General features: G+C 69.3%; 22 protein-coding genes and 8 pseudogenes. 15 read left to right on the plus strand and 15 right to left on the minus strand.

Annotation, left to right across the window (positions count from 1 at the left end):
* Positions 1 to 216 precede the first annotated feature (216 nt).
* Positions 217 to 975 carry an SDR family NAD(P)-dependent oxidoreductase gene (locus K7854_RS34135; RefSeq protein ID WP_226030436.1) on the minus strand — a complete coding sequence of 253 codons (759 nt, stop codon included), beginning with the start codon at positions 973 to 975 and terminating at the stop codon, positions 217 to 219.
* Positions 972 to 1289: a hypothetical protein gene (locus K7854_RS34140; protein WP_226030437.1), complete on the minus strand. Its 318-nt coding sequence runs from the start codon at positions 1287 to 1289 to the stop codon at positions 972 to 974. The genes K7854_RS34135 and K7854_RS34140 overlap by 4 nt, the downstream gene beginning before the upstream one ends.
* Positions 1290 to 1383: 94 nt before the next feature.
* Between K7854_RS34140 and K7854_RS34145 the strand changes: the two are divergent.
* Positions 1384 to 1566 (plus strand): annotated as a pseudogene (locus K7854_RS34145) (LysR family transcriptional regulator); the annotation flags it as partial.
* 171 nt (positions 1567 to 1737) lie between these two features.
* A pseudogene (locus tag K7854_RS34150) lies at positions 1738 to 2602 on the plus strand (IS5 family transposase); the annotation flags it as partial.
* 118 nt (positions 2603 to 2720) lie between these two features.
* On the opposite strand, the gene K7854_RS34155 reads toward K7854_RS34150, so the two are convergent.
* Positions 2721 to 3194 carry a MarR family winged helix-turn-helix transcriptional regulator gene (locus tag K7854_RS34155; RefSeq protein ID WP_226030438.1) on the minus strand — a complete coding sequence of 158 codons (474 nt, stop codon included), beginning with the start codon at positions 3192 to 3194 and terminating at the stop codon, positions 2721 to 2723.
* Positions 3195 to 3276: 82 nt separating this feature from the next.
* Between K7854_RS34155 and K7854_RS34160 the strand changes: the two genes are divergently transcribed.
* The 3 genes and pseudogenes from K7854_RS34160 to K7854_RS34170 all read left to right on the plus strand — a co-directional run.
* Complete coding sequence (locus K7854_RS34160) at positions 3277 to 4215, plus strand: quinone oxidoreductase family protein (RefSeq protein WP_226030439.1); 939 nt, start codon at positions 3277 to 3279, stop codon at positions 4213 to 4215.
* Between the two features lie 274 nt (positions 4216 to 4489).
* Positions 4490 to 5131 carry a nucleotidyltransferase domain-containing protein gene (locus K7854_RS34165; protein ID WP_226030440.1) on the plus strand — a complete coding sequence of 214 codons (642 nt, stop codon included), beginning with the start codon at positions 4490 to 4492 and terminating at the stop codon, positions 5129 to 5131.
* 30 nt (positions 5132 to 5161) lie between these two features.
* Positions 5162 to 5460 (plus strand): annotated as a pseudogene (locus K7854_RS34170) (HIT family protein); the annotation flags it as partial.
* A 61-nt stretch (positions 5461 to 5521) separates the two neighbouring features.
* Here the strand turns inward: K7854_RS34170 and K7854_RS34175 are convergent.
* From K7854_RS34175 to K7854_RS34185, 3 genes are all read right to left on the minus strand, one after another.
* Positions 5522 to 6016 (minus strand): hypothetical protein, encoded by a 495-nt coding sequence (locus tag K7854_RS34175; protein WP_226030441.1) that lies wholly within the window; start codon positions 6014 to 6016, stop codon positions 5522 to 5524.
* 529 nt (positions 6017 to 6545) lie between these two features.
* Complete coding sequence (locus tag K7854_RS34180) at positions 6546 to 6959, minus strand: hypothetical protein (protein WP_226030442.1); 414 nt, start codon at positions 6957 to 6959, stop codon at positions 6546 to 6548.
* 280 nt (positions 6960 to 7239) lie between these two features.
* The gene (locus K7854_RS34185; RefSeq protein WP_226030455.1) at positions 7240 to 8619 is read right to left on the minus strand and encodes a GAF domain-containing SpoIIE family protein phosphatase; all 1380 of its coding nucleotides are present in this window, start codon (positions 8617 to 8619) and stop codon (positions 7240 to 7242) included.
* 211 nt (positions 8620 to 8830) lie between these two features.
* On the opposite strand from K7854_RS34185, the pseudogene K7854_RS34190 reads away from it, so the two are divergent.
* Positions 8831 to 9071, plus strand: a pseudogene (locus K7854_RS34190) (transcriptional regulator); the annotation flags it as partial.
* Positions 9072 to 9294: 223 nt separating this feature from the next.
* On the opposite strand, the gene K7854_RS34195 reads toward K7854_RS34190, so the two are convergent.
* The 6 genes from K7854_RS34195 to K7854_RS34215 all read right to left on the minus strand — a co-directional run bounded on the left by K7854_RS34195 (position 9295) and on the right by K7854_RS34215 (position 13361).
* Positions 9295 to 9453, minus strand: a complete 159-nt coding sequence (locus K7854_RS34195) for a DUF6126 family protein (RefSeq protein WP_226030456.1) — start codon at positions 9451 to 9453, stop codon at positions 9295 to 9297.
* A gap of 131 nt (positions 9454 to 9584) precedes the next feature.
* Positions 9585 to 9923 (minus strand): ArsR/SmtB family transcription factor, encoded by a 339-nt coding sequence (locus tag K7854_RS34200; protein ID WP_226030443.1) that lies wholly within the window; start codon positions 9921 to 9923, stop codon positions 9585 to 9587.
* Positions 9924 to 10957: 1034 nt separating this feature from the next.
* Positions 10958 to 11092 carry a hypothetical protein gene (locus tag K7854_RS37595; RefSeq protein WP_264088087.1) on the minus strand — a complete coding sequence of 45 codons (135 nt, stop codon included), beginning with the start codon at positions 11090 to 11092 and terminating at the stop codon, positions 10958 to 10960.
* Positions 11093 to 11447: 355 nt separating this feature from the next.
* Entirely contained in the window at positions 11448 to 11897 is a 450-nt protein-coding gene (locus K7854_RS34205) for a spore-associated protein (protein ID WP_226030444.1), read from the minus strand.
* Between the two features lie 412 nt (positions 11898 to 12309).
* Positions 12310 to 12981: an NUDIX domain-containing protein gene (locus K7854_RS34210; RefSeq protein ID WP_226030445.1), complete on the minus strand. Its 672-nt coding sequence runs from the start codon at positions 12979 to 12981 to the stop codon at positions 12310 to 12312.
* On the minus strand, positions 12978 to 13361 hold the full coding sequence (locus tag K7854_RS34215; RefSeq protein WP_226030446.1) for a DUF4406 domain-containing protein: 384 nt from the start codon (positions 13359 to 13361) through the stop codon (positions 12978 to 12980). Before K7854_RS34215 ends, K7854_RS34210 begins: the two co-directional genes overlap by 4 nt.
* Positions 13362 to 13409: 48 nt before the next feature.
* Here K7854_RS34215 and K7854_RS34220 point away from each other — a divergent pair, with 48 nt between their 5' ends.
* The 6 genes and pseudogenes from K7854_RS34220 to K7854_RS34245 all read left to right on the plus strand — a co-directional run bounded on the left by K7854_RS34220 (position 13410) and on the right by K7854_RS34245 (position 20060).
* Entirely contained in the window at positions 13410 to 14165 is a 756-nt protein-coding gene (locus tag K7854_RS34220; RefSeq protein ID WP_226030447.1) for a DeoR/GlpR family DNA-binding transcription regulator, read from the plus strand.
* Between the two features lie 323 nt (positions 14166 to 14488).
* Positions 14489 to 14569: pseudogene (locus K7854_RS34225) on the plus strand (aminoglycoside phosphotransferase family protein); the annotation flags it as partial.
* Positions 14570 to 15105: 536 nt separating this feature from the next.
* Positions 15106 to 16845: a serine/threonine-protein kinase gene (locus K7854_RS34230; protein ID WP_226030448.1), complete on the plus strand. Its 1740-nt coding sequence runs from the start codon at positions 15106 to 15108 to the stop codon at positions 16843 to 16845.
* 159 nt (positions 16846 to 17004) lie between these two features.
* Entirely contained in the window at positions 17005 to 18276 is a 1272-nt protein-coding gene (locus K7854_RS34235; RefSeq protein WP_226030449.1) for an alpha-L-fucosidase, read from the plus strand.
* 98 nt (positions 18277 to 18374) lie between these two features.
* On the plus strand, positions 18375 to 19226 hold the full coding sequence (locus tag K7854_RS34240; RefSeq protein ID WP_226030450.1) for a class I SAM-dependent methyltransferase: 852 nt from the start codon (positions 18375 to 18377) through the stop codon (positions 19224 to 19226).
* A 510-nt stretch (positions 19227 to 19736) separates the two neighbouring features.
* Positions 19737 to 20060 carry a hypothetical protein gene (locus tag K7854_RS34245; protein ID WP_226030451.1) on the plus strand — a complete coding sequence of 108 codons (324 nt, stop codon included), beginning with the start codon at positions 19737 to 19739 and terminating at the stop codon, positions 20058 to 20060.
* 21 nt (positions 20061 to 20081) lie between these two features.
* Here the strand turns inward: K7854_RS34245 and K7854_RS34250 are convergent.
* Positions 20082 to 20216 (minus strand): annotated as a pseudogene (locus K7854_RS34250) (IS5/IS1182 family transposase); the annotation flags it as partial.
* 652 nt (positions 20217 to 20868) lie between these two features.
* Between K7854_RS34250 and K7854_RS34255 the strand changes: the two are divergent.
* The 3 genes and pseudogenes from K7854_RS34255 to K7854_RS37940 all read left to right on the plus strand — a co-directional run.
* The gene (locus tag K7854_RS34255) at positions 20869 to 21321 is read left to right on the plus strand and encodes a VOC family protein (protein WP_226030452.1); all 453 of its coding nucleotides are present in this window, start codon (positions 20869 to 20871) and stop codon (positions 21319 to 21321) included.
* Between the two features lie 331 nt (positions 21322 to 21652).
* The gene (locus K7854_RS34260) at positions 21653 to 22633 is read left to right on the plus strand and encodes a serine hydrolase (RefSeq protein WP_226030453.1); all 981 of its coding nucleotides are present in this window, start codon (positions 21653 to 21655) and stop codon (positions 22631 to 22633) included.
* A 50-nt stretch (positions 22634 to 22683) separates the two neighbouring features.
* Positions 22684 to 22913, plus strand: a pseudogene (locus K7854_RS37940) (transposase); the annotation flags it as partial.
* Between the two features lie 257 nt (positions 22914 to 23170).
* Here K7854_RS37940 and K7854_RS34265 read toward each other — a convergent pair.
* Positions 23171 to 23631 (minus strand): annotated as a pseudogene (locus K7854_RS34265) (SRPBCC family protein).
* A 341-nt stretch (positions 23632 to 23972) separates the two neighbouring features.
* Positions 23973 to 26230: MMPL family transporter (locus tag K7854_RS34270; RefSeq protein WP_226030454.1), on the minus strand; the 2258-nt coding region annotated here is incomplete at its 5' end.

Here is a 26230-nt window from a genome sequence, read left to right on the forward strand (position 1 = left end):
TCGTCGGGGTCACGATCGGGGGAGCGACGGACGGGGCGTGGGCCGGTGCGTGACGGGGGGAACGGGCGCGGGAACCGCCGGACGGACCGGCGGCACGGTGGGAGCGGGCGTCCGCGTCGGGCTCGGCTCGGGAGCCGGCCGCGGGGGCGCCGGGCGCGGGGGGGGGGGGGGCGGGGCGGGCCCCCGCCCCTCCACCGCCACCCGTTGACCCCTGACTCAGGCCCGCCGGCCGCCGTCGACCGACAGGGCGGTGCCAGTGACGTAGGAGGCGTCCGGCGAGCACAGCCACACGGCCGCGGCTGCAACCTCCTCGGACTCCGCCAGCCTGCGCAGCGGGGTCACGGCCGCCTGTTGCTCGGCCATCCGCGCACCGGCCGAAGAGACGACTCCGTCGAACATGGCGGTCTTCGTCAGTGCCGGGCACAGCGCGTTGACTCGGATGTTGTCCGGCCCGTAGTCCACGGCGGCCACCTTGGACAGCCCTACGACACCGTGCGTGCTGGCCACATACGCGGGGGCGCTGGGGATCGCGTACAGGCCGCCGTTGGAGGCGACATTGACGATCGCCCCGCCGCCGTGCTGCTTCATCACGGGCAGTTCGTACTTCATGCACAGCCATGTGCCGATCAGGTTGACTCGCAGCACGCGCTCCCACTCCTGGACCGACATCTCCGTCAGAATCCGGCCGTGTGAGGGAATTCCCGCGTTGTTCACAGCGAAGTCGAGCCCGCCGAACGTTGCCACGACCTGAGCCACGGCCCGCTGCACGGACTGCTCGTCGCCGATGTCGACGGCTACGGCCTCAGCCCGGCCGCCCTCCTTCACGATCAGCTCCACGGTCTGGCGGGCGCTGTACTCGTCCAGGTCCAGTACAGCGACCACGGCCCCGCGCCGGGCGAACCCGAGCGCGGCGGCGCGCCCGATTCCGCTGCCGGCGCCGGTGACCAGACCGGCCTTGCCGGCGTAGCTGCTCACGCCAGCGGCTCGTGGTTGGCCCAGATCGCCTTGTACGGGTGGCGGCCCTGCCAGCGCTTGATGAGGTCAGCGGCCCCGGGCATGGTGAAGGTCGCCTTCAAGGCATCGAGGTCGGCCACGCGAAGCTGCACGATGGCGCTGGCGACGGCCACCGGGGCGTGGTCGTCGCCCGGGATGCGGATGTGATGCCGGGCTGCGACCGACTCGACCAGACCGGATCCCTTCACGAGTTCCTGAAACTCCTTGAGGTACTGGTCCAGCTCACTCGCGGGAATCGGATTGTCGAAGGCTACGATCATCGTGTGGTGAATCATGACACCAGGGAACAGGGACTTTCCGTTCCCGTCCAAGATCTGTCGATTCTCGTTCAATGCCTCGCAGGAATGGATCACGCCATACCCTTGCGGCATGGCTGAGCTGGAGACGCGCGAGCTGGAGTACTTCGTCGCCGTCGCTGAGGAATTGCACTTCGGTCGTGCCGCGGCCAGCCTGGCGATCGCGCAGCCGGCCCTGTCCAAAGCGGTCCGGCGCCTGGAATCCCGGGTCGGGGTGAAGCTGCTGGAGCGCTCCAGCAGGCACGTCGCTCTCACCTCTGTCGGTCAGGCACTCCTCCATCATGGCCGGCACGCCCTGAACGCCGTCGGCGCGGCTCAGGCTGGGACGTACCATCGCGATCTTGCCGCGCTCGCTGGCCCAGCCCATGCACCCCGACCTCGTCTACCGGCCCGACTGCCTTACTGGCTCTGGCAAAAGCTGCTGGTCATGAGGCTGTCGGCCTCTCTGCTCGTCTGTCTGGGTCTGGGAAACCGTCAGTCGCGGCCTTGGATCGTGTCGGATGAACTGTGGTCGCTGGTCGAGCCGTTGTTGCCGAAGCCGGGTCCGGAGAAGGCCGCGGGCCGACCGCGGGTGCCGGACCGGCAGGCCCTGTGCGGGATCCTCTTCGTCCTGCACACCGGCATCCAGTGGGAGTACCTGCCCCAGGAGCTCGGCTTCGGCCCGCGCATGACCTGCTGGCGACGCCTGGCGGCCTGGAACGAGGCCGGCGTCCGGGACCAGCTCCACCAACTGCTGCTGAACGAGCTGCGGTCGAAGAACCAGCTGGACCGAACGGGCGGTGATCGACTCCTCCCACGTACGGGCCGCCCGACGGGGCCCAAAGCGGGCCCAGCCCGGTCGACCGCGCACGTCCGGGCAGCAAACACCACCTCATCGTCGACGGACAGGGCATCCCGCTCGCGGTATCGCTGACCGGCGGCAACCGCAACGACGTCACCCAACTCGAACCGCTGCTCGACAAGATTCCCGCCGGCCGGACGGGACGGCAGACCCCGCCGACGCCCCGACGCACTGCCGGCCGACCGCGGCTACGACCACGACAAATACCGCCGCCTGCTCCGGCAGAGAGGCATCCGCCCCGTGATCGCCAGACGCGAGCGAACCGCACGGCACCGGCCTGGGCACCTTCCGCTACGTCGTCGAGCGCACCATCGCCTGGCTCCACGGCTTCCGCCGCCTACGCATCCGCTGGGAACGACGCGACGACATCCACGAAGCCTTCCTCAGCCTCGCCCTCTCCCTGATCACCCACCGCCACGTTCGACGCCGTTGTTGGGACCTCTTAACACGGGTACGGTTTCCGCTCCCTCAGCAGAACCCCCGGCGTCGGCTGCGAGGACGACTCCCACGTGAGGGAGAACGGGAGATGACCGGAGAACCCCGTTTTCCTGGGCACGCGTGACGAGCTGCTATTCGCCACCTGGGCAGGTCTCAGCACAGGGCTCTTCCTGCTGGACTATGCGCGCGAGGAGACCCGTGAGCTGGGCCCGCTCCGCGGGCGTCAAGACAGCGGTCAGCTCATCGTTCGCCTCACGACCCAGTTTCTCCGTCTGAAGCAGGCGACGTTCTCCACTCGGTGAAAGGGCGATGGCGTTCTTGCGACGGTCCGTGGCGTCCGGCGCGCGAGTCACGAGGCCGCCGTTTTGGAGGTCGTTGAGGATCGCGACCATGTCCTTGGGGTCGATGCTCAGGCTGCGACTCAGTTCCGCCTGGGATACGGGACCCAGTTCGGCCACAGCCGACAGGACGGCATGGTGCATCATCCGCATGCCCACCTGAGCGAGAGCCTCGGCGACGAGCTGGTGCCCTCGGGCTGCGGCACGGCCCAGGAGCCAGCTGGGGAGAGAGCGGATACGGGCGGGAGCGCGGCTGGTCTCGGGCATGGAGCCAGGGTAGCCAGAAAGTCGTTGGGGGCTCCAATGATACTTCGATATCGTTGGGGCTCCCCACGACTTGGAGGTGTGCATGCGGCGCGTTCGGTTCTATGAGTACGGCGGTCCAGAAGTACTCCGTATCGAAGACGCGGAGGCCCCCGAGCCCGGGCCGGGAGAACTGCTGGTCCGCACGGAAGCCATCGGCGTGACTCTTCCCTCCGTGCGCAAGGTGCGCGGAGAGGACGGCAGGACTCCGCTACCGGGAGTCCTTGGAGGTGAGGTCGCCGGAACGGTGATCGCACTTGGCCCGGACGTGACGGACTTCGAGGTCGGCGACCGCATCACGTCGCTCACCTTCAGCGGCGGCTCGTATTGCGAACTGGCAGTCGCCCCCGGCTTCATGGCGAGTCGCATACCGGACGGAGGGAGTGCCGTTCAGGCAGTCGCGCTGGTGCGCAGTGGACATGTCGCCTTCGCCGCCCTCGCCACGGCCCACCCCCTCGTGAGTGAATCGGTCCTGATCACCGGCGCCGCGAGCGGAGTGGGACACCTTGCAATCCAACTGGCCAAGCTTCAGGGCATTGGACGGGTCGTCGCTGCCGTGAGCTCGAACACCAAGGCGGAATTTCTCCGCGGTCTCGGCGCCGACGAGATCGTGACCTATGACAGCGAGGACTGGGGGGAGCCAGTCGATGTGGTCCTGGACGGAGTCGGCGGCGACCTACTCCCGCGCGCTGTCTCGGCCCTTGCGCCCGGCGGGCGACTCGTCTTCTTCAACTCGGGCGGCGGCACCGTTCCCGCCTTCGATCTCCTGGCAGGGTCGAAAACCATCACCGGCCTCACCATGTCGAGGTTTGCCAGCACTCAGCGCGAACTCTACGACCAGCATGGCGAGGAACTTTGGAAGCTGACCCTGTCCGGACAGTTGCAGCCGGTCATCCACGCCCGAATTCCGCTGGCTGACGCGGCACGAGCACACGAGATCATCGAAGCCCGTGCCAACCTCGGCAAGGTGGTCCTGCTGCCCTGACGGCGAAGCCGAGTCCCATCGGGCAACGCGTGGTCCGCTGAGGCCAGAGCCCTCGCAGGGGATAACGCTGGTGCAGGCAACGGCAGCCGTTCAGCCAGGACATCGTTCGCTCTACTACCCGGCGATGCCGCGGTGGGCAATGCCTAGCATGATCCGCCGGCGGCGCAGCCATCATCGTAGATGGGCGAAGTCGTAGCCTTTGCCCGCGTGGAGTTTGGCCGGGCGGCGACGCCGGGGGGCCGAAGCGGGAGCGGACCGGTGATAGATTCCCGCGGTGAGCGAGCACCTGCCAGGCGGCGGCATCGAACTGTCACCCGCTGAGATCGACTCCCTCCACCTCAGGTGGTCGTCATGCTGGGCCCCGAGTGAGGTTGCGCAGCAGTTGGCCGGGGTCGGCACGCCCTGGTACGTGGCCGCGGGCTGGGCGCTGGACCTCTTCCGCGGCAGGCAAACGCGCGCTCACGGGGACATCGAGATCGCGATTCCGGCCGCGAGCTTTCCCGAGGTCCGCCACCGCTTCCCCGGATACGTCTTCGACGCGGTATGCAGTGGCCGGATTTGGGAGGAAGCCACACCGGATGTGCTCGCCGCCGTACATCAGGCTTGGCTCCGCGATCCGGCCACCGGCAACTACCTGCTCGACGTCTTCCGCGAACCGCACGACGGCGACACCTGGATCTGCCGACGCGATGAGAGGATCCGGCTTCCCTACAGCGCCATCATCCACCACACCCGAGACGGCATCCCGTATCTGGCGCCAGAACTGGTCCTGCTGTTCAAGGCCAAGCACGCCCGTCGCAAAGACCAATCAGACTTCAGCGCGACCGTCCCACACATGTCCCCGGCTCAGCGCGAGACCCTGGCCGAGCTACTCGACCGCGTACACCCAGGGCATCCCTGGATCGCGGATCTGTAGCTGGCTACTGGTGCGCTCGTTCAACAGTCGATGGCTCCCCGAGGAGCCAGTCCGCGTGCACCCGGCGGCTTCGCGGTGATCGGCGATGTTCAGTTCCTGCCTGGGTACTCAGTTCTCTTCGCGGACGAGCCGGATATGCAACGGCTATCCGACCTGTCAAGGGCCAAGCGGCTTTCGTTTCTGTCCGGCATGGACCAACTCGGAGAAGCGGTTGGGCGGGCCTGCCTGCGGCTGGACCCCGATTTCCGCCGGGTCAACCTGGAGATCCTCGGTAACACGGACGCGTTCTCGCATGCCACGTCTGGCCGCGGTTCGAGTGGGAGCCGGCGGGCAGGGTGACGACATCAAGCAGCGCCGTCACCCTGGTCCAGTCCCGAGACTCACACCAGGCTATTCGGATGAGCCGACGCTGATCGAGTAGCCGGCACCGGTACTGAGGTCGGGTCGGCTTCCGTGGCCCTCTTCCGCGAGAAGTTCGGCCGTTACGAAGACGATCTGCAGACTCACGGTCCCCTTGACGAAGCTCAGGTTGCTGGGCGCAGCCTCGGGGTCCGGGCTCCATCCGTCCTGTTCCGCTACCGTCCGGTAGTGCGCTGCCGCTTCGGCCCGTGTGCCGGGAAAGGCGTATGTCCGCTCGGCGTACACCATGACGTCGCCGCTGTCGGACCAGCAGCCGGCGTCGACCTCCTCGAAACCCCGGGCGACGGTGGCCCCGGTGGGCCGGGAGTCAAGGATGTCAAGCGCTGCCAACTCCGCGACCCTGGCGTCCGTCCCTTCGCAGTCACCGGCGAGCTGCATCAGCGTGCAACCGGTGAGCGTCGAGGTCGCGAGCGCGGTCGTCAGGAGAATGGAGAGAGGTCGGATGCGAGCTGTTCGCAAGGGCACAGTGGGCTCCAGGACGTAGTTCGCGGCATGGCAGCGGGCGGGTCACTGCCGGACGCAGAGGTCTTCGGACTGACTCCGAAGAGCCACGGCCTCTCCTACTCGACCGCAGGGCTGCTGCGGAGACTACTTCTTCGCCGACATGGACTGGACATGCCAGCCCAACCCAACACCACCCTCTGTCCCTTGACCGCACTCGTCTTCGGTCAATTCCTCAACCAGGCCACAACAGCGCGGCTCGACGGCGCGACCGGATCGCCGACGCACTCGATGCGCCGAACCACCTCCGCAGTCGGCTGTGGCCGGGCCCCGCCCGGCCAGTGTGCCTCGAGTGGTGAGGGCGCGAGTGTTCCGGATCGTCGCCCGGAAAGCGCGTTCGAGCGAGGGCACCGCGGAGGGCGGGGCGAGGACGAATCCGACCCGCAGGCCGGTGGCAAGGTTCTCGGACAGTCCCGAGACGTAGACGATGACGCCCGGCGCCGTCGCGGCCAGCGGTGGTGGAGGGTCCTCGACCAGGTAGGCGTATGAGGCATCATCGATGATGAGCGGACCGTGCCGTCGAGCGATCCTGATCAGGCGGGTGCGGTTGGCCGCCCGCACGATCCGGCCAGGTGGGTCGTGCAAGGCGTGCAAGGTGGGCATCGTGTAGATCACCCGCACCGGACGGGCAGGCCGCGCACAGCTTCTCCAGCACACCGAGATCCGGTCCGTCGGAAGTGGCGGGGATCGGCTCCAGGTCGAGACGGAAGGCCAGCGCGAGCATCTTGAAACCCGGGTAGGCGAGGGCGTCGACCACGACGACGTCGCGGGCGTTCAGCGTGGCCATGACGGTGATGGCCAGGCCGTGCCGGGCACCGTTGGCTCTCAGGATCTGATCCGCGCCGGCGGTGATGCCCCGCCGTCTGAGGTGTCGTGCGGCCGAGGCTCTGTCCTGCGACATCGCCATCCTCACCTTCGAGGGCTACAACGAGCTCGACTCCCTGATCGCGCTCGGTGTACTCAACCGCGTCAAGACCGATGACTGGCGCGTCACCCTCAATACGCTCCCTAGCCCTTCTACGCCAAGGACAACATCGCCACCGCTGGCGGCTGTCCGGCCTCGCAGGGGACGAAGATCCCAGGTCGGTGCCCCACTCGACTTCTCTGCGAACCCACAACACCCCAGGCCAGCAAGAAACAGCACCAGCAAAGGTCCTCCGAGCGTCAACTGCTGTGCCGGAGACGGTTCAGGAACAGGCATAGCCCGTCAACGGCGGCGTACGCAATGCGATGACGGCCTTGTCGTCGTGGCCGTCACCGGGACGGTTCTTGACCAGTGCCCGGCACAGTTCGTCCGCTGCCAGACCGGCGAACCGGGACGCGGTGACGGCCAGGGCGTCCAGCCCTCGGTCCAGCGCCTGGCCCGGCACCTCCACCAGGCCGTCGGTGAACAGCACGACGGTGCTGTCCACCGGCACGGCCTGGCAGTGGTCGGGCCGGAGCAGGTCCGGGGCCACTCCCAGGGGAGTTCCGGGCTCGGTGTCCAGGTAACGGACCCGTCCGTCGGGCAGCAGCAGGAGCGGAGGCGGGTGCCCGGCGCTGGACCAGTGCAGCTGCCAGGCGCAGTCGGCAGGTTCCAGCCGGGCCAGCAGGGCCGTGGCGATGGGCGCCTCGTCCAGCGCGGCACCCATGATCCGATCGAGCCGGGCGAGGGAGGCGCTGGGCGGCGCGTTGCTGTCGAAGCACAGAGCACGCAGCATATTGCGGATCTGGGACATGTCGGCCGCGGCCCGCAGATCGTGCCCCACGACGTCACCGATCACCGCCGCGCACGCTCCGTTGGGCAGCAGCATGGCGTCGTACCAGTCGCCACCCACCGCGGCCGGGGCGCTCGCCGGACGGTAGGCCGCCCCGGCCGCGAAAGGGCGCAGGTCAGGAAGGCGGGGCAGCAGGAGTCGCTGGAACTGCTCACTGTTGTTACGCACCTGCTGGTACAGGCGGGCGTTCTCGATCGCCACGCCGGCCGTGCCGGCCAGCGCGCGGATCACCCCTTCGTCGTGCCGGTCGAAGGGCTGCCCGTCCTGGCGCTCGGAGAGATACAGATTGCCGTACACCCGCCCTCGTACGCTGATGGCGACGCCGAGCAAGGTACGCATGGGCGGATGCCCGGGCGGGAAACCCGCCGACTCCGGATGGCGCGAGATGTCTCTGACCCGCAACGGCTCGGGATGGTGGATCAGATGCCCGAGCAGACCCCGTCCCCTCGGCAGCTCCACCCCTTCCAGCTCTGCCAGCTCCTTCGCCGTGAGCCCCAGCGGAATGAACTCCTCCAGAAGCCTTCCCTCCTGATCGAGCACGCCCATAGCCCCGTAGCGGGCACCCACCAGATCCATCGCCGTGCGCACAATGCGCCGCAGCACCATGGGCAGCTCCAGCTCACCGGTGATGTTCACCACCGCCTGGAGCAGCTCCTGCAAGGTGCTCTGCGCGCGGGCCAGAGCGTGCAGCTGCTCCCCGATCCGGTTCAGGTCCGAGCTGAGCGGCAGGTCCAGCAGCGAGGTGTAAGACTCTTCGGGTCCTTCGCCGACCCGTTCGTCCTCCGGTGGCCCCTGCCGGTCCGCCGCCATCACGCCTGCCTTCCCTCGCCCGTCCAGGATGCCCGGCGGGGCCCGTCCCGCATCCAGCAGGCGGATGTTGCGCAGCCGGGGCTCACCGCGAGCCGGATCCGCTGCTCGAACCGGCTCGCTGTCAGCATCACCCGGCAGCCGGACGCGTGCCGCCCCACAGGCAGCCGGTTGGCCTAACACCTCAGCACCGCCGGATGTCATCGATGGCGATGTGGTGGAGCCGCCGAGCGGACGGGGACACGTGGTGGCCGAGATGCTCCCCGAGGGGAGGCTCGAGCCGGACCGCCTGTCCCAGCAGCTTGCCGTGCTGCGACGGGCAAACCTGGTGGTGCCCTGCAAGGAAAGGCCCAGCCGTCTCCGACGCGCTGACCAGTCCGCAGGTCGCCGAGCTGACCAGGGTCGCCCGCACCGAACTTCCCGGCGTGCTCGCCCGGCAGCGGGAACTGCCCGCCTCTCACCATTGCGGACCGCCCCGGGACGCGACCACCGGCGCAGCGCCCTCCTACCCACCCGTCGGCCGAGCTCCTTACGGTCCTCGCGGCGCGCCCGACGGTCATTGCCAGCCTGCCGCCCGACCGAAACCAGGCGTAAGCGGCCAGCCTGGGCCTGTGCAAGCCATTTCGCGGGAGTTGTGCCCAACGCGGCACAGCTGGGGGTGAGGTTCGCGTCGGCGTCCTACTTGTGCGCGTGCTCGCCCAGATAGAAGAGCAGCCAGACGAAGCCGGCGAACAGGTGCGTGCCGAAGATGTAGAAGCCTGCCCGGAGGGCGACGCCCCGTTCGATCCCACGCTCCTCGTCCCTCGTGTTTCCCTTCTGCGGCGGCTGACGGGGCACTGCATCGGGCTGCGGAGTGCCGGTCACGTGGCTCACCGAGTCGCCCTCCGGTCCTTGGTCCGTCGCACCGCACAGGGCGCCGGTACGGCCGCGGGTACCATCGGCTCCGTCGGCGGCGGGCAGCCGGGCGCTCACGACGTCGTCTCCACGGTCCGCAGTTCCTCGAGCAGCCGCTGCTGTCCCGCGATCAGGACGGACAGAATCCGCCTGGCGGCGGCCAGCAGATCGGCCACGTCCCCGCCTGCCAGCTCGTACACGACGGTGGAACCGGTGCGGGTGGCGGTGACGATGCCGGAACGGCGCAGCACCGCGAGCTGCTGCGACAGGTTCGACGGCTCGATCTCGATGGCGGCGAGCAGTTCCCGCACGGGTCTCGGTCCCTCCTGCAGCAGCTCAAGCACACGGATACGCACCGGGTGTCCGAGCATCCGGAAGAACTCCGCCTTCGCCTCATACAGCGGAACGGGCATCCCGCTCACCTCTCCTCCCCTTCCGCTGCTTGAGGGACCAGCCCGTGGTCGCGCGCCGCGCGCACCGCGTCATCCACCTCGTCCTGCGCAGCCCCGGCCGCGTATACGTCGTCGGCCTCCGCTGCCCGCACTCGGGCCGGCGACGCCTCGGCGAGCACACTCACCCGCATCCGCCCTGCGCAACGAAGGCCTTCTGGACCAATGCAATTTCCCAATTGAAGAACTCTTCAAGTCTACTCGGTGTCCTGCGAGCAGGCCCCGGGGGTAAGACAGGAGCCCCCTCCCACGAGCGATTTCCGGCTGACCTGCCTGTCGTGTGGAGGGTGCAACGATGTCGCGTACGACGGCGCCACCCCGTGCCCCTTGCTGGGTCGCCGACGCCCGCGACAGAGCTCGGAGGCCGTCGTGGTGTACCTGCAGGTGCGCTGTGGCTCGACCGGCAGGCCGAGGTGGGCGACAGACTGCGAACGGCGCCGGCGGACCACCCCCGCAGCCTTATCGTCGACACGTCACGGTCAGGCCACTTCTCCGACGCCCGCAGCGGCGCCTTCGTGAGTACCGGCGTCACCGCCCACCAGGCCCAGGTCCGCCTCCTCGTCCGCGGTGCATCCCCGCAGGCATGGCAATCGCTGCGCTGGCTCGGGGTCGCCCGCGTCTTCGAGCAACCGTCGGACAGTAGACGCGGCCACCTGTGTGACCGCCGGCCCGGACGGGGGCGGCAGGAGGTGGCTCCCACTGCCGGTGACCGCGGGTAAAGCTCCGGAACGGCGCTGTCTCGGGCTTCGCAGAACCCATGCGGGGCGGCCTCGTTCGTCCTCCATCGACCCCGAACGGCGCAGGACTGGCGAGTCTCCTCCTGGTAGGCAGGACGATCTCGTAGCGCTCACTCATGGCCCGCAGTATGAGTGCCCGCACCGACATCGCCGGCTCCGTGGGAGGGATCGGCCCGTGTCCCCACCAACGGCTTGAGCCCTTGCCAGGACCAGGACCAAATGAAACGACGTCTTGGGCAAGGGCCACCTTGGCTGGCAGGCTCAGCCTGGTGCCACGAGGGTCTGCCGTGTCTTGCCGCTCTCAGAGCTGGTGTTGGGGCTGGCGAGCGGATCGTCGGAGCCGAGGCGCTGCACGGTGGTGCCCGCCGCCGACGTGCGGAGGCTGACCATCGCCACGCGGGACGCGGCTACCCGGCATCTGGTGCTGCGCTCCTTCGTCGGCCCGACCCCTGGCAGGGGCCGGGCCGAGGATCTCCTGTCGTGGAGGTCCACGCGGTGCGGCCGGCCGACCGGCCCTGGGAGCATGAACACATCAGCGGGCGGCTCGCTGTTCCGGGCCGTTGCCGAGGGCTCGCAACCGACGGACATCAACGCCGTGACGGACTGTCGGGCGACATTGCCGCCTCCCCCGCGAAGTCGCTGCTCACTCCGACGGCGGGCGGTAACGATGAGGGGCGGCCCGCCGCGTCCGGTGACGTGGCAGGCCGCCCGTGGTGGTCACCGCCCGACGGCGGTCATGACGAGCGGTGGATCACCGGACGGTGGTGACCCTGTGTTCGGCGCGGGCGGCGCAGTTGGAGCCGGTGATCTGGACGCTGACGTTGCCGATCGTGCCGCCCCAGTCCACGCAGTGGCCCTTGCCGTAGACGTAGGTGGGGCCGGCGTACGAGGTGTACTTCCCGTAGTCCTCGTCGTACGCCTCGGTGTCGGGTACGTAGATCCACGCGGCCATGTCCGTCGCGGTGCCGGGGGTGCTGCGGATGGTCGTGACGCAGTTCTTGCCGGTGGTGGCGTTGTAGGTGAGGTAGACGGTACCGCGCGAGCCGACGGCGGCCGAGTTGACGGTCTTGTAGCCGGTGCCGCAGACCTTCGCGGGTGTGGTGTTGGGAGCGGCGGACGCGGGTGCGGCGAGTGCTGTCGCGGTACCCAGGGCCAAGGTCGCCACAGCGGTGACGGACAGGACAGAGCGCGTGATGCGCATATTTCCCCCTTGCGGTCGTTGGAGTTGTTTGCTCCTGTCTGGTGTGACCACGGGCAGCGGGGATTGGTTGTACTCCGGCTGCGTCTTTTGCCGTGAAATCACCAGCGGCGGACGGGCGTTCGAATGAAGCCGCTGGGGAAGCGGGGGTGGGCCGGGTAGTCAGCGAAACGGTCATCGTGGCCGCGATCCGCCTATGGCTCCGTCCGCAGTGAAGTGGCCCGTTCAGAGATCCTCTGCACCCGGGTAGTGGTGGCGAAGCCCGCTGAGTACACGTTCGTCGACAGCGCCGACGTCCCACAAGGAGCTGTCGACCTCGGAACGGGCGCAGATGTTCACCGCTTCGGGGGCCACCTGAGCCGTACCGGAAGACGAGCGCTCTGCCCTGCTGGGCGCATCTGGCGAAGGCGGGCTTTCAGACGTTATGCCGGGCGAAGGGCCCGTACAGGGCTGCCCATTGCAGGAGCATGATGGTCTTGCCGTCGGTGATGCGTCCGTCGCGGGTCATGGCGAGCGCCTCAGTGAAGGGAAGTTCGAGAACTTCGATGTCCTCGCCCTCTTCCTCGACTCCTCCGCCCGTGCCGGTCCGGTCGGCCGGAGTGTAGGGGGCGGCGAAGAAGTGCAGACGCTCGGTGACGGAACCCGGGCTCATGTAGGCATCGAAGACGTGGGTGAGCGGGCCGAGTCCGACGCCGAGTTCTTCGGCACTCTCGCGGCGGATCGCGGTGTGCGGGTCTTGCTCGTCGAGCAGTCCGGCCGCCGCCTCGATGAGCATGCCGTCGGGGTGGTCGTTGACATAGGCCGGGTAGCGGAACTGGCGGGTGAGCAGGACCCGGCTGCGCTCGGTGTCGTAGGGCAGGACGACGGCGCCGTTGCCGCGGTCGTAGGTCTCGCGCTGCTGGGTCTCCCATCGTCCGTCGCGGCGCCGGTAGTCGAAGGTGGTGCGGCGCAGGACGTGCCAGCCCTGGGAGGTGAGTTCGACGTCACGTATCCGTACGTCGGGGTTGCGGTCGAGGTCGCGTCCGGCGAGGTGGAGACCGGTGCGTCCGCGGTGATCGGGGGTGTCGGCGCCCGGACTGTCCGTCACGCGGTCTCCTGCGGGGTGCGGCGCGGGATCTCGGCGACCTCGTGGTAGACGGGCAGGCCGCGGCGGCGGGCGGTGGCGACGTCCTGGTCGGCTCCTGTGGATTCGCCCGGCAGGCGCAGCACGGCGTCGCAATGGGCGATCAGCCGGTCGGCGGTCGGGTAGAGCACCTGGTCGGCGAGAGAGCCGGTGGGGCCCGCGCCGGCGGAGCGGAGGACGGGGAGGGCTATCCACTCGCCGATCACGGGAATGTGTCCCGCCGCGAAGACGGGCCAGGCCGCGGTTTCCATGCGGGCAAGGTTGGCGGCCATGGCCTGCGGGTCGCCGTCGGTGCCGGAACGGTAGGGGCCTGCGATGAGGATGAGCAGGGGCTTGTCGGTCATGGCGGCTAAGATACATGCAGAATCGTGCAAGAACAGGAAGGAACGTGAATGCTGGCTGCTGAACGGCGCGAGCACCTGCTCGGTCTGCTCGCCCGCACGGGAAAGATCGTGGCCAAGGACGTCGCCGCCGACCTGGGCATTTCCGAGGACAGCGTGCGGCGTGACCTTCGCGATCTCGCGGCCGAGGGGTTGTGCCAACGGGTGTACGGTGGCGCGCTGCCCGCGTCTCCCGCAGTGGTGGACTACGACGCCCGGCAGGCGGTGGCCCCGGACGGCAAGCGGAAGGTCGCCTCAGTGGCCGCCGCACTGGTGCAGCCGGGCGGCTCGGTGATCCTCGACGGTGGTACCACCGCCCTCGCCGTGGCACGGGCGCTTCCGAAGGACCTCGCGTGCACGGTGATCACCCACAGCCCAACGATCGCCACGGCTCTGACCGACCACCCGCTGGCGGAACTCTTCCTCCTCGGGGGACGCGTCTTCAAGCACTCGGCGGTCACCTGCGGCGCCGCCGCGGTCGAAGCCGCGCAGAACATCTCCGCGGACCTGTGCCTGCTCGGCGTCACCGGCGTCCATCCCGAGGCAGGACTGACCACGGGGGACGCCGAGGAGGCGGCGATGAAGCGTGCCCTGTCCGCGCGGGCCGCGGACACCTACATCCTCGCTTCCGGCGAGAAGATCGGTACGGCCTCGCCGTACCGTGTCCTGCCGTGGGAGAAGATCACCGGGCTGATCACCGACGCCGAAGCTCACGACACGGTCGTCGAACAACTCAAGACACTCGGAGTGGAGGTCCTCGCAGCCTGATGGGAGCCGGATTCGGGTCTCGGACCAGCCTGGCCCGGGCACAGCCACCGCCGCCCCATAGGCACGCCGCGCGGCATTCCCGCCCCGGGACAGGCACGTAGCCCGGGTCCTCGGCCCAGGCAGGTCTGAGAGGCAATCCGCTTTCCCAACAGTGCCCAGCGCGGAGCGTACTTCGGAACCGTCCCACAGACAGCCGGCCTGACGGCAGCGCGTTCGACATGACGGCTGAGGGCGGGGCGGCAGAGGGCGAAGCCCTGGCCGGCGGCATGGTGAACGCGGCGCGGTCTTCCGCAGCGGCGCCCTGGTGGAACGCCCGGCGCAGACACGTCGTCTTCTGCGACGGCCGTGCCGCAGCGCTGATCGATCTCGACATGGCGGCCCCCGGCCGAGCAGTGTGGGACGTCCCATGAGGTATTCGCAGCCGCCCCGTCGAAGCAAGTGCTTCGTTCCGAGCTGGGCATGGCATGACCAGCTGCGGCGTCTGAGCGTCTGCCCAGCTCAGAAATCGAACGGCGGGGCCTGCATGGCCGGGACGGCTGGTCGGCTGCTGCTTGGCACCGCACCCGGCCCACATCCGGTGCGGTGCTCCGACCGGGAGGTTCGCCGGTCGGCAGTTTCGGCGTCAGATTCGGGGTGTTCAGCCGCAGCTGGAACAGCACTTCCTTGACCGACTGTGGGTGGATGACGGTGGCGACCGCTCCGGGCGCGCCCTGCCCGTCTTGCGGCGGATCCGCGTGCGGAGCTGGTCACGGATCTGCCCGATGATGCGCCGCAGGCTGCCCAGCGGGCCGTGCGCGCGTAGCGCGTGTGCCGCCGCTGCAGGTCGGCGGGGGCGGGGAGTTTCCGCGGATCGCTGTACGCGGCACGTTCCGGCGCGGCATGATCCTGGAGGCCGGGAGGAGCCGACGGGCGGCAGCGGGCCCGGACGAGGAGGCGGGCGGTGCGGGATCAGCTGCTGGGGGGCCGTTACCGGCTCGTGGAGCCGCTCGGCGAGGGCGGTATGGGGCAGGTGTGGCAGGCCCGGGACGAGAAGCTGGACCGGTTCGTCGCCGTGAAGCTCATTTCGCTGCTGGCCGGCGGCGGCAGCCATACCGTGGACGCCCGCGCCCGCTTCCTGCGCGAAGCGCGGCTCACCGCCCGGCTGCAGCACGCTCACATCGTGACCCTGCACGACGTCGGCGAGGCGGACGTCGAGGGACGGACGACACCGTTCCTCGTCATGGAACGGCTGCGCGGCCAGGGTCTGGACGCCCTCTTGCGCAACGGGGAGATCGAGCCGGCCGACGCGGCACGGTGGGGCGCCCAGGTGGCCGACGCGTTGGCCGAGGCACACGCCTGCGGGGTCATGCACCGGGACGTCAAGCCGTCGAACATCATGATCACTCATTCGGGCGAGGCAAAGGTCCTCGACTTCGGCATCGCACGGGCGGCCGACCCCTACGCCACCACGGAACGGCTCACGCAGACGGGGTTCATCGTCGGAACCCCGCCGTACATGGCCCCCGAGCAGGCCCGTGGCCGCCCCGAACCCCGAAGTGACCTCTACGCGTTGGGCTGCGTCCTGTTCGAAATGCTCACCGGCCGCCTGCCGTTCGAAGCGCCGGACACCATGGGCTACCTCAGCGCCCACCTCACCGACGACCCGCCCGCGCCCAGCGCCGTACTGCCGGGCGTGTCCGCGGACTGGGACGCGCTGGTGCTGCGGCTGCTGGAGAAGGATCCCGGCCGTCGGCACGGCAACGCGGCGGAACTCGCGGCGGATCTGCGGCGACTGGGCCGCCCGGCGCCGACCGCCTCCCGCTCCGGGTCCACCGAGCAAGACCGGGTCGTCCGGCCGACCGTCCGCATCACGGCCGACGAGCGTGACGGGACGGACGCCGCCGCGCGCCGGAACGCGACCGTCTCCGTGGCGGCCGCGCTCACGTGTGTCTCGCCCCTCGTCTACGTGCTCTCCCTGGCCGGCACGTATCTCACGGACAGCGGCGCGCCCGTGGGGCTGATCGTCGCCAACATGGTCCTGGGTGTCGCCGAGACGGTCGGGCTCGGCGTCGGCAGCCTCCTGCTGATGCGGCGCAGACCGGCCGGCCGTCGGACGATCGCGGTGGCGGGTGTCGTGACGGCGCTGCACGGACTGAGCATCAGTGTCCAGTACCAGACGGTGCACGGGCCGCAGACCGTCGCCGTCATCGCCTACCTCACGGGCCCGCTCGTGGCCGTCGCCGCGGCTACCGCCGCCGTCACGGCTCTGCGCCCGGCCACGATCCGGTGGTGCCAGAGCCCGCCGACGGAGACGGAACGGGTCGTGCGTCCCGGAACCTCATCGCGCGCGCTGCTGACCCTGCTCGATGCGCCGGTCATCCCTGTCTCCGCCGATCAGGCCGTTGCCGCGGGCGCGCTGACGTACGAGGCGGGGGTGCTGCAAACGGTCCTGTTCTCGCTGGTCACGGCGTTGCTCGCGATCGGCGTGGCGTTGGTGCTGGTCCGTAATCCGACGGGCCGCGTGCTCGTCGTCGCGGGCGGCCTCGGCACCGCTCTCGTGGCGCTGATCGGCCTCCTGCAGGCTCAGGCCCTCGGTGGCGTCCTCCGCTTCCTGCTGGGCCTCTTGGCGCTCGCGGCCGTCGTCACCACCGTTCAGGCCGCCCTGTCGCCCGGCCCCGCCCGTGTCCGCCCGTCCGCGTAGGCTGTGTGCCGCGTGCGAGCCCGGGTCACTGCGGCGCCCGGCGGCGGTGTCAGCCCTGGACGGGTGCCGCGGCTCACGTGAACGCGGGGCCGCGAGGGCTGTCCGGACCTCGGGCTCGTCGGCACGTGACCGCCACAGGAGAGGCGAGGACGGTACGCCATGGCCATGCAACCCTGGTTCAACGAAGCCAAGCTCGGCATCTTCGTGCACTACGGCATCTACTCGGTGGACGGCGTGCCCGAGTCCTGGGCCCTCTTCGACCACGTCGTGCCGCACGAACAGTACATGCGCCAACTCGACCGGTTCACCGCTTCCGCCTTCGACGCCACCGCCTGGGCCGGGCTCTTCGCACGCGCGGGGGCCGGGTATGCCGTCCTGACGGCACGGCACCACGACGGAGTGGCCCTGTGGGACACGCAGTTGAGCGACCTGAACGTGGTCCGGCGCACCCCCGCGGGACGCGATCTGGTTGCCGAGTACGTGAGCGCGATGCGCGACAAGGGCCTCAAGGCCGGTCTGTACTACTCGCACTCCGACTGGAACCATCCGGACTACGCATCGGTACGGCACCCCCTGCCACCGCACCCCGAACTGGTCGACAGCCCTTACGTCTCCCCCGCCCCGGGCGCGCAGGACCCGCGCGCCTGGGACCGCTTCCTCGGATACCGCGACGGTCAGGTACGTGAGCTGCTCACCCGGTTCGAACCGGATCTGCTCTGGTTCGACGGCGAGTGGGAACGCTCCGCCGAGCAGTGGAGGATGTCCGAACTGGCGCAGGTCATCCGTGACCTGGCACCCCACACGGTGTGCAATTCCCGGCTGCTCGGCCACGGTGACTACGCCACGCCCGAACAGGGCCTGCCGATCTCCGCGCCGGAGACCGACTGGGAGTTGTGCCTGACGGTCAACGACTCCTGGGGACACCGGCCGCACGACGTGAACCACAAGAGCGTGGGGCAACTCGTGCGGTACTTCGCACAGACGGCCGGCATGGGAGGAAATCTCCTGCTCGGTGTCGGCCCGCGTGCGGACGGCACGATCGATCCCGAGCAGGCCCAACGGCTCGAAGGACTAGGCGACTGGATACGGCGCCACTCGGCGGCCGTCTACGGCAGCGTCGCGGGCCTGCCGCCGGGGCACCACTACGGACCGAGCACCCTGTCCCCCGACCGCCGCACGCTCTACCTGGTCTGCTTCGACCCCCCGAGCGAAACGGTCTGCGTCCGCGGCCTGCGCAACACGGTACGCCGGGTCAGCGTCCTGGGAACCGGTACGGAACTCGCCCACCGGCGCACCGGCGGCCTGCACGACGTCCCTGGAGACCTCTGGATCGACGCGCCCGCACCGGCGGATCTCGCCCCGCACGGCACCGTCCTGGCCCTGGAACTCGACGGAGAACTGGAGTTGTACACCGGACGGGGCCGAGACTGAGCACGGCGTCGCTCCGCGGTCCCCCTCCACCCGCACGAGACCGGTCACAGCGCCCAGGCACGCGCCGCCCCATGCGTTCGATCACCTAGGCTGTCACGATGACTGATGGGCAGGAACCGGTTGAGCCGTCGGGAGTGTGGGCCACGGCGGTGGGGGTGGCCAAGGTGCGGGCGCTGGAGAGCGAGCGGCCCAACGCGCTCTTCCTCGACCCACTGGCGCAGGCTTTCGCCACGGCTGGCGGTCTGCTGCCCTCCTCGCCTCGGACGCGGGACGACGAGGCGGCGCGACGACGCCGACTGGGCTTGGCGTTCTCCATCGTCGTCAGGACGAAGTTCCTCGATGACCTGTTGCAGCAGGCCTCCGCGGCCGGGATCCGGCAAGTCGTGCTGCTCGGTGCCGGCATGGACAGCCGGGCCTTCCGGATGGACTGGCCCGAGGGCACCCGGCTCTTCGAGATCGACACCGCCGCGCCGCTGGACTTCAAGGCTTCGGTGCTGAGCCGGGAGCGGGCCGTCGCACGGTGCGAGCGGATCACCGTCGCGGTGGACCTGCGTGCGAACTGGCCGGACGCGCTGGCCGCCGCGGGGCACGACCCGGCCGAGCCGACGGTGTGGATCGCCGAGGGTCTGCTGATCTATCTGCCCGAGGACGCGGTGGAGCTGCTGCTGACCCGGATCGGCGCGCGGTCGGCGGCGGGCAGTCGGATGGGGCTGACGTTGGGCTCGCGCGGCGTGATCGAGCGCTTCGGCGCGGACGCCGAACCCGGTTCGGCGGCGTCCATGTGGGTCTCGGAGATGCCCGACGACCCGGTGGCCTGGCTGGCCGGGCACGGCTGGACGGCCACATGCCACACCGTGCGCGAGCGGGGCGCTGCGTACGGTCGCCCGTTCAGCGCCCCGCCGCAGCACGAGGAGCAACCCGGCGGACTGGTCTCGGCGATTCGCCGGTAGGGCGTAGAGCGCCTCCCGGCGCGCCGGCACAGGCGGTTTCACGCCATCGAGGCCAGCTGGACCTTCGGCGCGCGGCTCCCGTCCCGCACCTCCCGTTCCACCGCGTCGCCCGCGCCACCGTATGTCTGGCTGGTGGCCTGCCGCCGGTTCAGCACCGAGTGGCCGAGTCACCGGGCCACCAGGGAGGGCACGGTCTCGTAGCTGCAGATCCGGTGACGGAGAGTTCGGCCGGCTCGATTCCGTCCACGTCCGGCCGACGGATGGACAACGCGCGCCCTTGGAGCCAGGGTGAAGGTCGTGGGCCCTGCGTGTGCGAGGCGGACCAACTGCAGACCTCCAGCCGTCTAGGGGCTGTCTCCTTGCTGGAGAAGGTGCACAGCTGACCTAAAGTCTGAGGCCCTGAGAAGCCTGCTCCGCTACGGTCACTGCGTGTCCTGGCCATCTGTGATCATCCTTGTCCCCGCGGAGCGACGTCCGTTGCTTGAGGGGCGAATCCGTGCTCTCGACCTCGTGCCGGACGCTGTGACAGGGGACGACAGGCTGCACCGGCACGGGTACTCGTACTACATCGACCTCTCGGGCAGGATCCTGGCGGACTACGAGCGTGAAGAGCTGGACCAGGTGAGGGCCCGGATCGGCGAACCTTACGCGGTCTACGTGTCATGCCAGTCCATGGACGCGGCCCGGGCCTTGCTCCGCGACGTCCTCCCTGGTCTGGACGGTCTTGTCGACACCAACCATTACGAGATCCTCCAGACGAGCGAGTTCCTCAAGCTGCTGGACCGTTATGCCGGATGGGACTGGCGCCGCCAACCGAGCACGGACCTCGCGTAGTCCGGCCTACGCAGCGAACCGTCACCTGCGGCCCCAGATCAGAATGGCAGCGAGGTGCAAGGCGGCCCAATAGGCGACGGCGAGCTTGTCAGTGCGCGTTGCGAGGCCGCGCCACTGCTTGAGTCGGGCGATGCACCGCTCGACAGCATTGCGCTCCTACCGAGCGCGGCGAGCACGGCACAGCCGCACACCAGTGAGGCCACGACGCGCCCACGGCGGTACCACGGACGCCGCACCGTATCCGTTTCCGCGACCGGGCTGCCGGTGACCTTCAGTGCCGCGCCCGGTGCGGCAGCCGAGCCGCCGTCGACCCTCGGCGCCGTACACGGGCCGGTGACACCCTCCCTCGCCTGGCCCGGCCCTTCCGCCGGGCCCGGGCCATCCGCCAGGTCGTCCACCGCTCGCGCCGCCGCGGCGTCGGACGCCTCCTGCATCGCGCCCACCGTACGAGACCCGTGGCGGGCCGCCACTGCCAGGAGCCAACGACGGTGCAGCTCCAGGCGTTGCTCCACGCTCGCCCCGCACAAGGCAGCGAAGCGCGCCACGGGAGCGAACTCCAGCGGCACCGCATCGCCCGCGCAGTAGCGATGCAACGTCGACGTATTCATACCCAGACGGCAGACACAGGTCGACGCAACTGGTGGAATACGCCACACCATCCGGGCGCCCCCAACGCCGAGAAACGGCGCAACGCCCACCGGCTCGGCAGCGAGCGAACAGAGTTCGTCCGGAACTATCCAGGACCGCGACTCTCATTTGCCCACGATCCCAACGACCACCCTCTTGAAGAAGCCACGAAAGGAATCCGATGACGTTCATCAGGCGCTTCGACCACGTCGGCATCACCGTCGCCGACCTCGACGCCGCCACGGCGTTCTTCGTCAGCCTCGGCCTGGAGGCAGATCGGAAAATGGCCGTCGAAGGCGAGTTCCTGGACACGGTGATCGGCATGACCGACGCCCGCACCGAGATCGTCATGCTGCGACCGCCCGGCGGAGGGACGACGCTGGAGCTTTCCAGCTTCACCCGGCCGGACCACCTCCCGGGCTCGCCCGCCGCGCCGGCCAACGAGCTGGGCCTGCGCAACGTCGCCTTCGAGGTGCACAACCTCCACGCCGCGGTCGACCATGCCGCAGCCAACGGCTACGGCATGGTAGGAGGCATCAGCGAATACGAGGGCATGTGGCGGATGGCCTATGTCCGCGGACCCGAAGGAATCATCGTCTCGCTGGCCGAGCGCATCGAGAAGCAGGAGACATGACGCACTGCGAAGTCCACCCCTGCCGAAATAGCCGTCTGTGTATCGGTTCGCCCGATGACCAACTCGGCGGGCCAGGTGAGGAGCCAACCATCGAGGGCCTGGACGGCCTGGCGGCTCCCGGAACCGCCGGATACCACTTCAGCTCCCACCCTGCCGGGTGAGACCGCGTCCACGCGTCAGTGCGCGTCCGCGAGGACTGGTGGCCGCGCGGCACCTGTGACCACGCACCCGGGAGCACCCTGAGCGGCCCCGAAACGGTCGACGACCAGGAACGGACGCATCTCCGAGACACCAGGCAGTCTCGAACCTTGATTCGATTATCATCTCACCCGTGCATGAGAACCCACCTGCTCGGCGACGTAGCCGCTCCCGCCGGGAGCAACGACGTCGCCGCAGGGCCAGGCGACGCCGCATGACGTGGGCGGTGACGTCGGTCGTGATCCTGATCGGCGGCTTCACCACCTATGCCATCACCGAGAGCGACTCCGGTGAGTCGTCCTCGCCCGCCCAGGCGAAGGCGGGCGGGGCACCTGCGAACCCACCAGAACCGCTGCCCTCGCCCACCCCGACGCAGAAGCCGTTCGACCTCGAACCGGCTCTGGCTCCCGTGACCGCGCTCTTCGGCGACAATCGGATGTCCGTGGCGATGCTGGACGTCGAAAGCGGTGCCATGGCGACGTACGGACACGACGCCTTCGACACCGCCAGCATCGTGAAGGTGGACATCCTGGCGACCCTGCTGCTCCAGGCCCAGGACCAAGGGCGGAGGTTGAGCACCGAGGAGCGCGCTCAGTCCGCTGCCATGATCCAGAAGAGCGACAACGACTCCACCAGTGCCCTGTGGACGCAGATAGGCAGTGCCCCCGGGCTCGACGCGGCCAACGAACGGCTCGGCCTGTCCCAGACACAGGGCGGTGAAGGGACCGCCTGGGGCATCACCCAGACCACGGCCGAAGATCAGATACGCCTGCTCCAGTCCGTGTTCGGCGACAAGTCGCCCCTGAGTGAGGCATCGCGTGCCTACATCCAGGACCTGATGCGGCACGTCGTGGGAAGCCAGGCCTGGGGCGTGTCCGCGGCAGCCGACTCGGGCACGACCGCACTGAAGAACGGGTGGCTCAAGCGGACGCAGACCAAGAAATGGGACGTCAACAGCATCGGTCGGATAGAGCATGAGGGCCGCGTCTACCTGATGGCGGTACTTCTCAACGGCTGTAGCACCCAGGAGGTCGGCATCAGCATCGTGGAGCAGGCAACGCGCGCGTCCGCGACGGCGTTCGCCCGAGAACTCAGGGAGAAGTCCACCACCTGACGCCCCGAGCCAGGGGGCGAGCCGCCTTGCCATGTACGACCCGAACCGACAAGGGCGGCGGCAACTCCTGCAACGACAAACGGTCCAAGACCGACCTGACCGATGTCGGTTCCGTGGAGGTAGCGGTCCCGGGCGCGAGGTTGAGGGCTCCTTCGCGCCGAAGGTCGTCAAGAAGCGTCAGGGGTGACTGACGGACATCGACGAGATGGTTATGGCGCCGCCCGGAAAGCGTCTGACCACCGGCGAGGCCCAGGCGCAACTGGCCGAGGTTTATGACGCCGCTGTGTCCGCAGAGGCGCTGTCGGAAGCCATTCGCCCATGGGTACGGCGTAGTCCCAACTGCTCACGTGGCGGGCGGTGGCCCGGGCTCCTGGGAGCACTGACCAACAGCATCACAGGCGCCGTACCCGGATCCGACCCGCGCCCCCGTGGTGACGAACCGGGGCCTGGCACGCGGGTGGGCCGCTCCCTGCCGAGGGGGCGGCCCGCCCGCGTTGCGCGGCCGATCGGCCGGTGATGCGCAGGGCGGTGGCGGGGTCATGCACCCGGCCTGATGCGTCCCCGCCAGGCTCCGGACTCGCGCCGCGCTTCTCGATGTATTCCTTGAAGCGCTGCATGTCGCCCTTCACCCGCCGGTCGATCACTCCCAGCGCATCGCCGGTCTTCTCCGCGACGCCGGTGGGCTCGACGTCCATGACGAGTTCGACCCGGGTGTGCGCGTCGTCCAGGCGCTGGAAGCGGACCGTGCCCCTCTGGCTGGTGTCACCCGTGGTGGTACGCCAGGTGATGCGCTCGTCGGGGAGCTGGTCGACGATCTCGGTGTCGAACTCGCGTTTCACACCGCTGACTTGGGTGACCCAGTGATTGTGCCGCTCGTCGAGCTGCCTGACCTCCTGGACACCCTCCATGAAATGCGGGAACTCCTCGAACTGGGTCCACTGGTTGTAGGCGGTGTGCACGGGAACCTCGACGTCCACCGCTTCCTTGACCGTGCTCATCTGAGAACTTCCCTCTCTGTCGCGATCGTTGCTGCGAGGGCTGACACATCCGGCCACAACCCTCGGCACGATGAGGCGAGTACCCGAGGACCACCGGTATAACGTCACTCCGTCGGCGTGACCCGCGCAGGGGTCAGGAACTTCACGAGATGAGGCCTCCTGCTGCTGCCGTGGCTGCTGACCGCACTCGCTCAGGCACTGTCCTGGGCAGTGATGGCCAGTCGCGGTCGGCATGTTCACACCCCAGGCCCGGGGCACGTGGTCGGTGCTCTGTCCGTCGCCGGTTCGAGCAGCCAGTAGGAGGGGTTGTACAGCGGCTGCCGGGACGGTCGGCGGGTGTGTCAGGCCGACACGGATTCCTGGCGGTCCTGGTCGCCGGATGCGTCGTACGGTGCCGGGGTGCGCCCCGTGAGTGCCTCGCCCTCGACGTCGACGCGTGGAAGCAGCCGGTCCAGTCGGGCCGGGAGCCACCAGGCGCGCTTTCCGAGCAGGGCCAGGACTGCGGGCACGAACGCCATACGGACGACGAAGGCGTCGAAGAAGACGGCGCCGGCCAGGCCGAAGCCCACCATCTTGACCATGGATTCGCCGCCCGTCATGAAGCCGCCGAACACCGCCATCATGATCAGTGCTGCCGCCCCGACGACCTGGGCGCTGTGCCGGAAGCCGGTGACGACGGCCTGGCCCGGCTGCTCGCCGTGGATGTGGGCCTCACGGATCCGGGAGACGAGGAACACCTGGTAGTCCATGGCGAGGCCGAAGACGATGCCCACCAGGAAGATGGGCATCGTGCTCATGATGGGGCCGGTCTCCTCGACGCCGAAGAAGCCCGCCCCGTGGCCCTCCTGGAAGACCGTGACGATGGCGCCGAGGGCCGCGCCCACGGACAGCAGGAAGCCGAGTGCGGCCTTGACGGGCACGAGGATCGAGCGGAAGACCACCATCAGGAGCAGGAAGGCGAGGCTGACGATGACCGCGAGGTAGGGGACCAGGGCGTCCTGCATCTTCTGGCCCACGTCGATGTTCAGCGCGGTGGTGCCGGTGACCTCGAACTCGGCACCGGTGGCCGACTCGATCGCGGGACGCTCGTCACGGATGGTGCGCACCAGGTTCTGCGTCTGCCCACTGGTGGGCCCGGTCGACGGGATCGCGGAGACGACCGCGGTGTCCTTCGCCTCGTTGAAGCGGGGCGGTGAGACGGAGACGATTCCCTCGGTGCCGGCGAGACGGTCGGACACCGCGGTGACGGCCGCTGTCGGATCGTCGACGCCCTTGACGTCTACGACCACGGTCAAGGGGCCGTTGAAGCCCGGACCGAATCCGTCGGCGAGGGCGTCGTAGGCACGGCGCTCCGTGGTCGTGGTCGGCTTCGACTCGGCGCCCGGCATGCCCATCCGCAGGTTCAGCGACGGTACGGCGAGCGCGCCGAGGCCTGCGACGGTCAGGAGGAGCACTGCCACCGGCCTGCGCGTCACGAACCGTGCCCAGCGAACACCCCATGGTGTCCTGGCCGTTCCGGCCGGGGTCGTCCCCTTCGTACCGAAGCCGTCCGGGCGCCTGCGTCGGGTGGTGCGTCGGCCCTTGCGGTCCCTTCGCGAGAGGACGGCGTCGGGCCAGAACCCCAGGAGCGCCGGCACCGCGGTCAGAGCGATCAGGACGCCGACCAGGACGGTGCCGGCGGAGCCGACTCCCATCTTGGTGAGGGTGGGAACGCCGACCACGGAGAGGCCCAGCAGGGCGATCACGACGGTGAGCCCGGCGAAGACGACCGCGCTGCCGGCCGTGCCCACGGCCAGGGCGGCCGCCTCCTGTGCCTGGTGGCCCTTGGCACGTTCCTCGCGGTAGCGGGAGACGACGAACAGGGAGTAGTCGATGCCGACGGCGAGGCCGAGCATCATCGCCAGTTCACCGACCGTGGAGGAGAATCCGAGGGCACTTCCCAGGGCCGTGATCGTGGCCAGGCTGATGCCTACGCCGAGCACCGCGGTGAGCAGGGGCAGACCGGCGGCGGCCAGGGAGCCGAAGGTGATGAGCAGCACCACCGCGGCGACGAGGATGCCGAGGACTTCGCCGATGCCCTGGGCCGGCTCGGTCTCCAGGGCGGAGCCGCCGACCTCCACGGTCAGGCCGGCGTCCCGGGCCTGCTCGACCGCCTCGGTCAGTGCCTCCTTGCTGGCTTCGGGGAGGTCGTCGGCCGTGGCCTTGTAGGTGATGGTGGCGTACGCCGTGGACGCGTCCTTGCTGACCGCGCGGGCGTCGAAGGGGCTGGTGGCCTCGGCGACCTGCGGCCCGTCGGCGACGTCGTCGACGAGGGTGTCGATGGCCGATCGGTTGGCCGGGGAGGTGATCTGCTGCCCGTCTTCGGCGACGAAGACGACACGGGCTTCCGCCCCGTCCGCCTCGGTACCGGGGAAGCGTTCGTCGAGCAGGTCGAACGCCTGTTGGGACTCGATCCCCGGCAGGGACGCCGAGTCCTCGGGTGCCTCGGAGGCGTTGACCGCGCCGAGGAACACGGCGGCCAGGGCCGCCACCCATACCAGCACCACGGTGCGGCGCCTTCGGAAGGCCCAAAGGGCCACCCGATGCAGGAAAGTTGCCA

The organism is Streptomyces hyderabadensis (genome assembly GCF_020404845.1).
GTDB classification, from domain to species: domain Bacteria; phylum Actinomycetota; class Actinomycetes; order Streptomycetales; family Streptomycetaceae; genus Streptomyces; species Streptomyces hyderabadensis.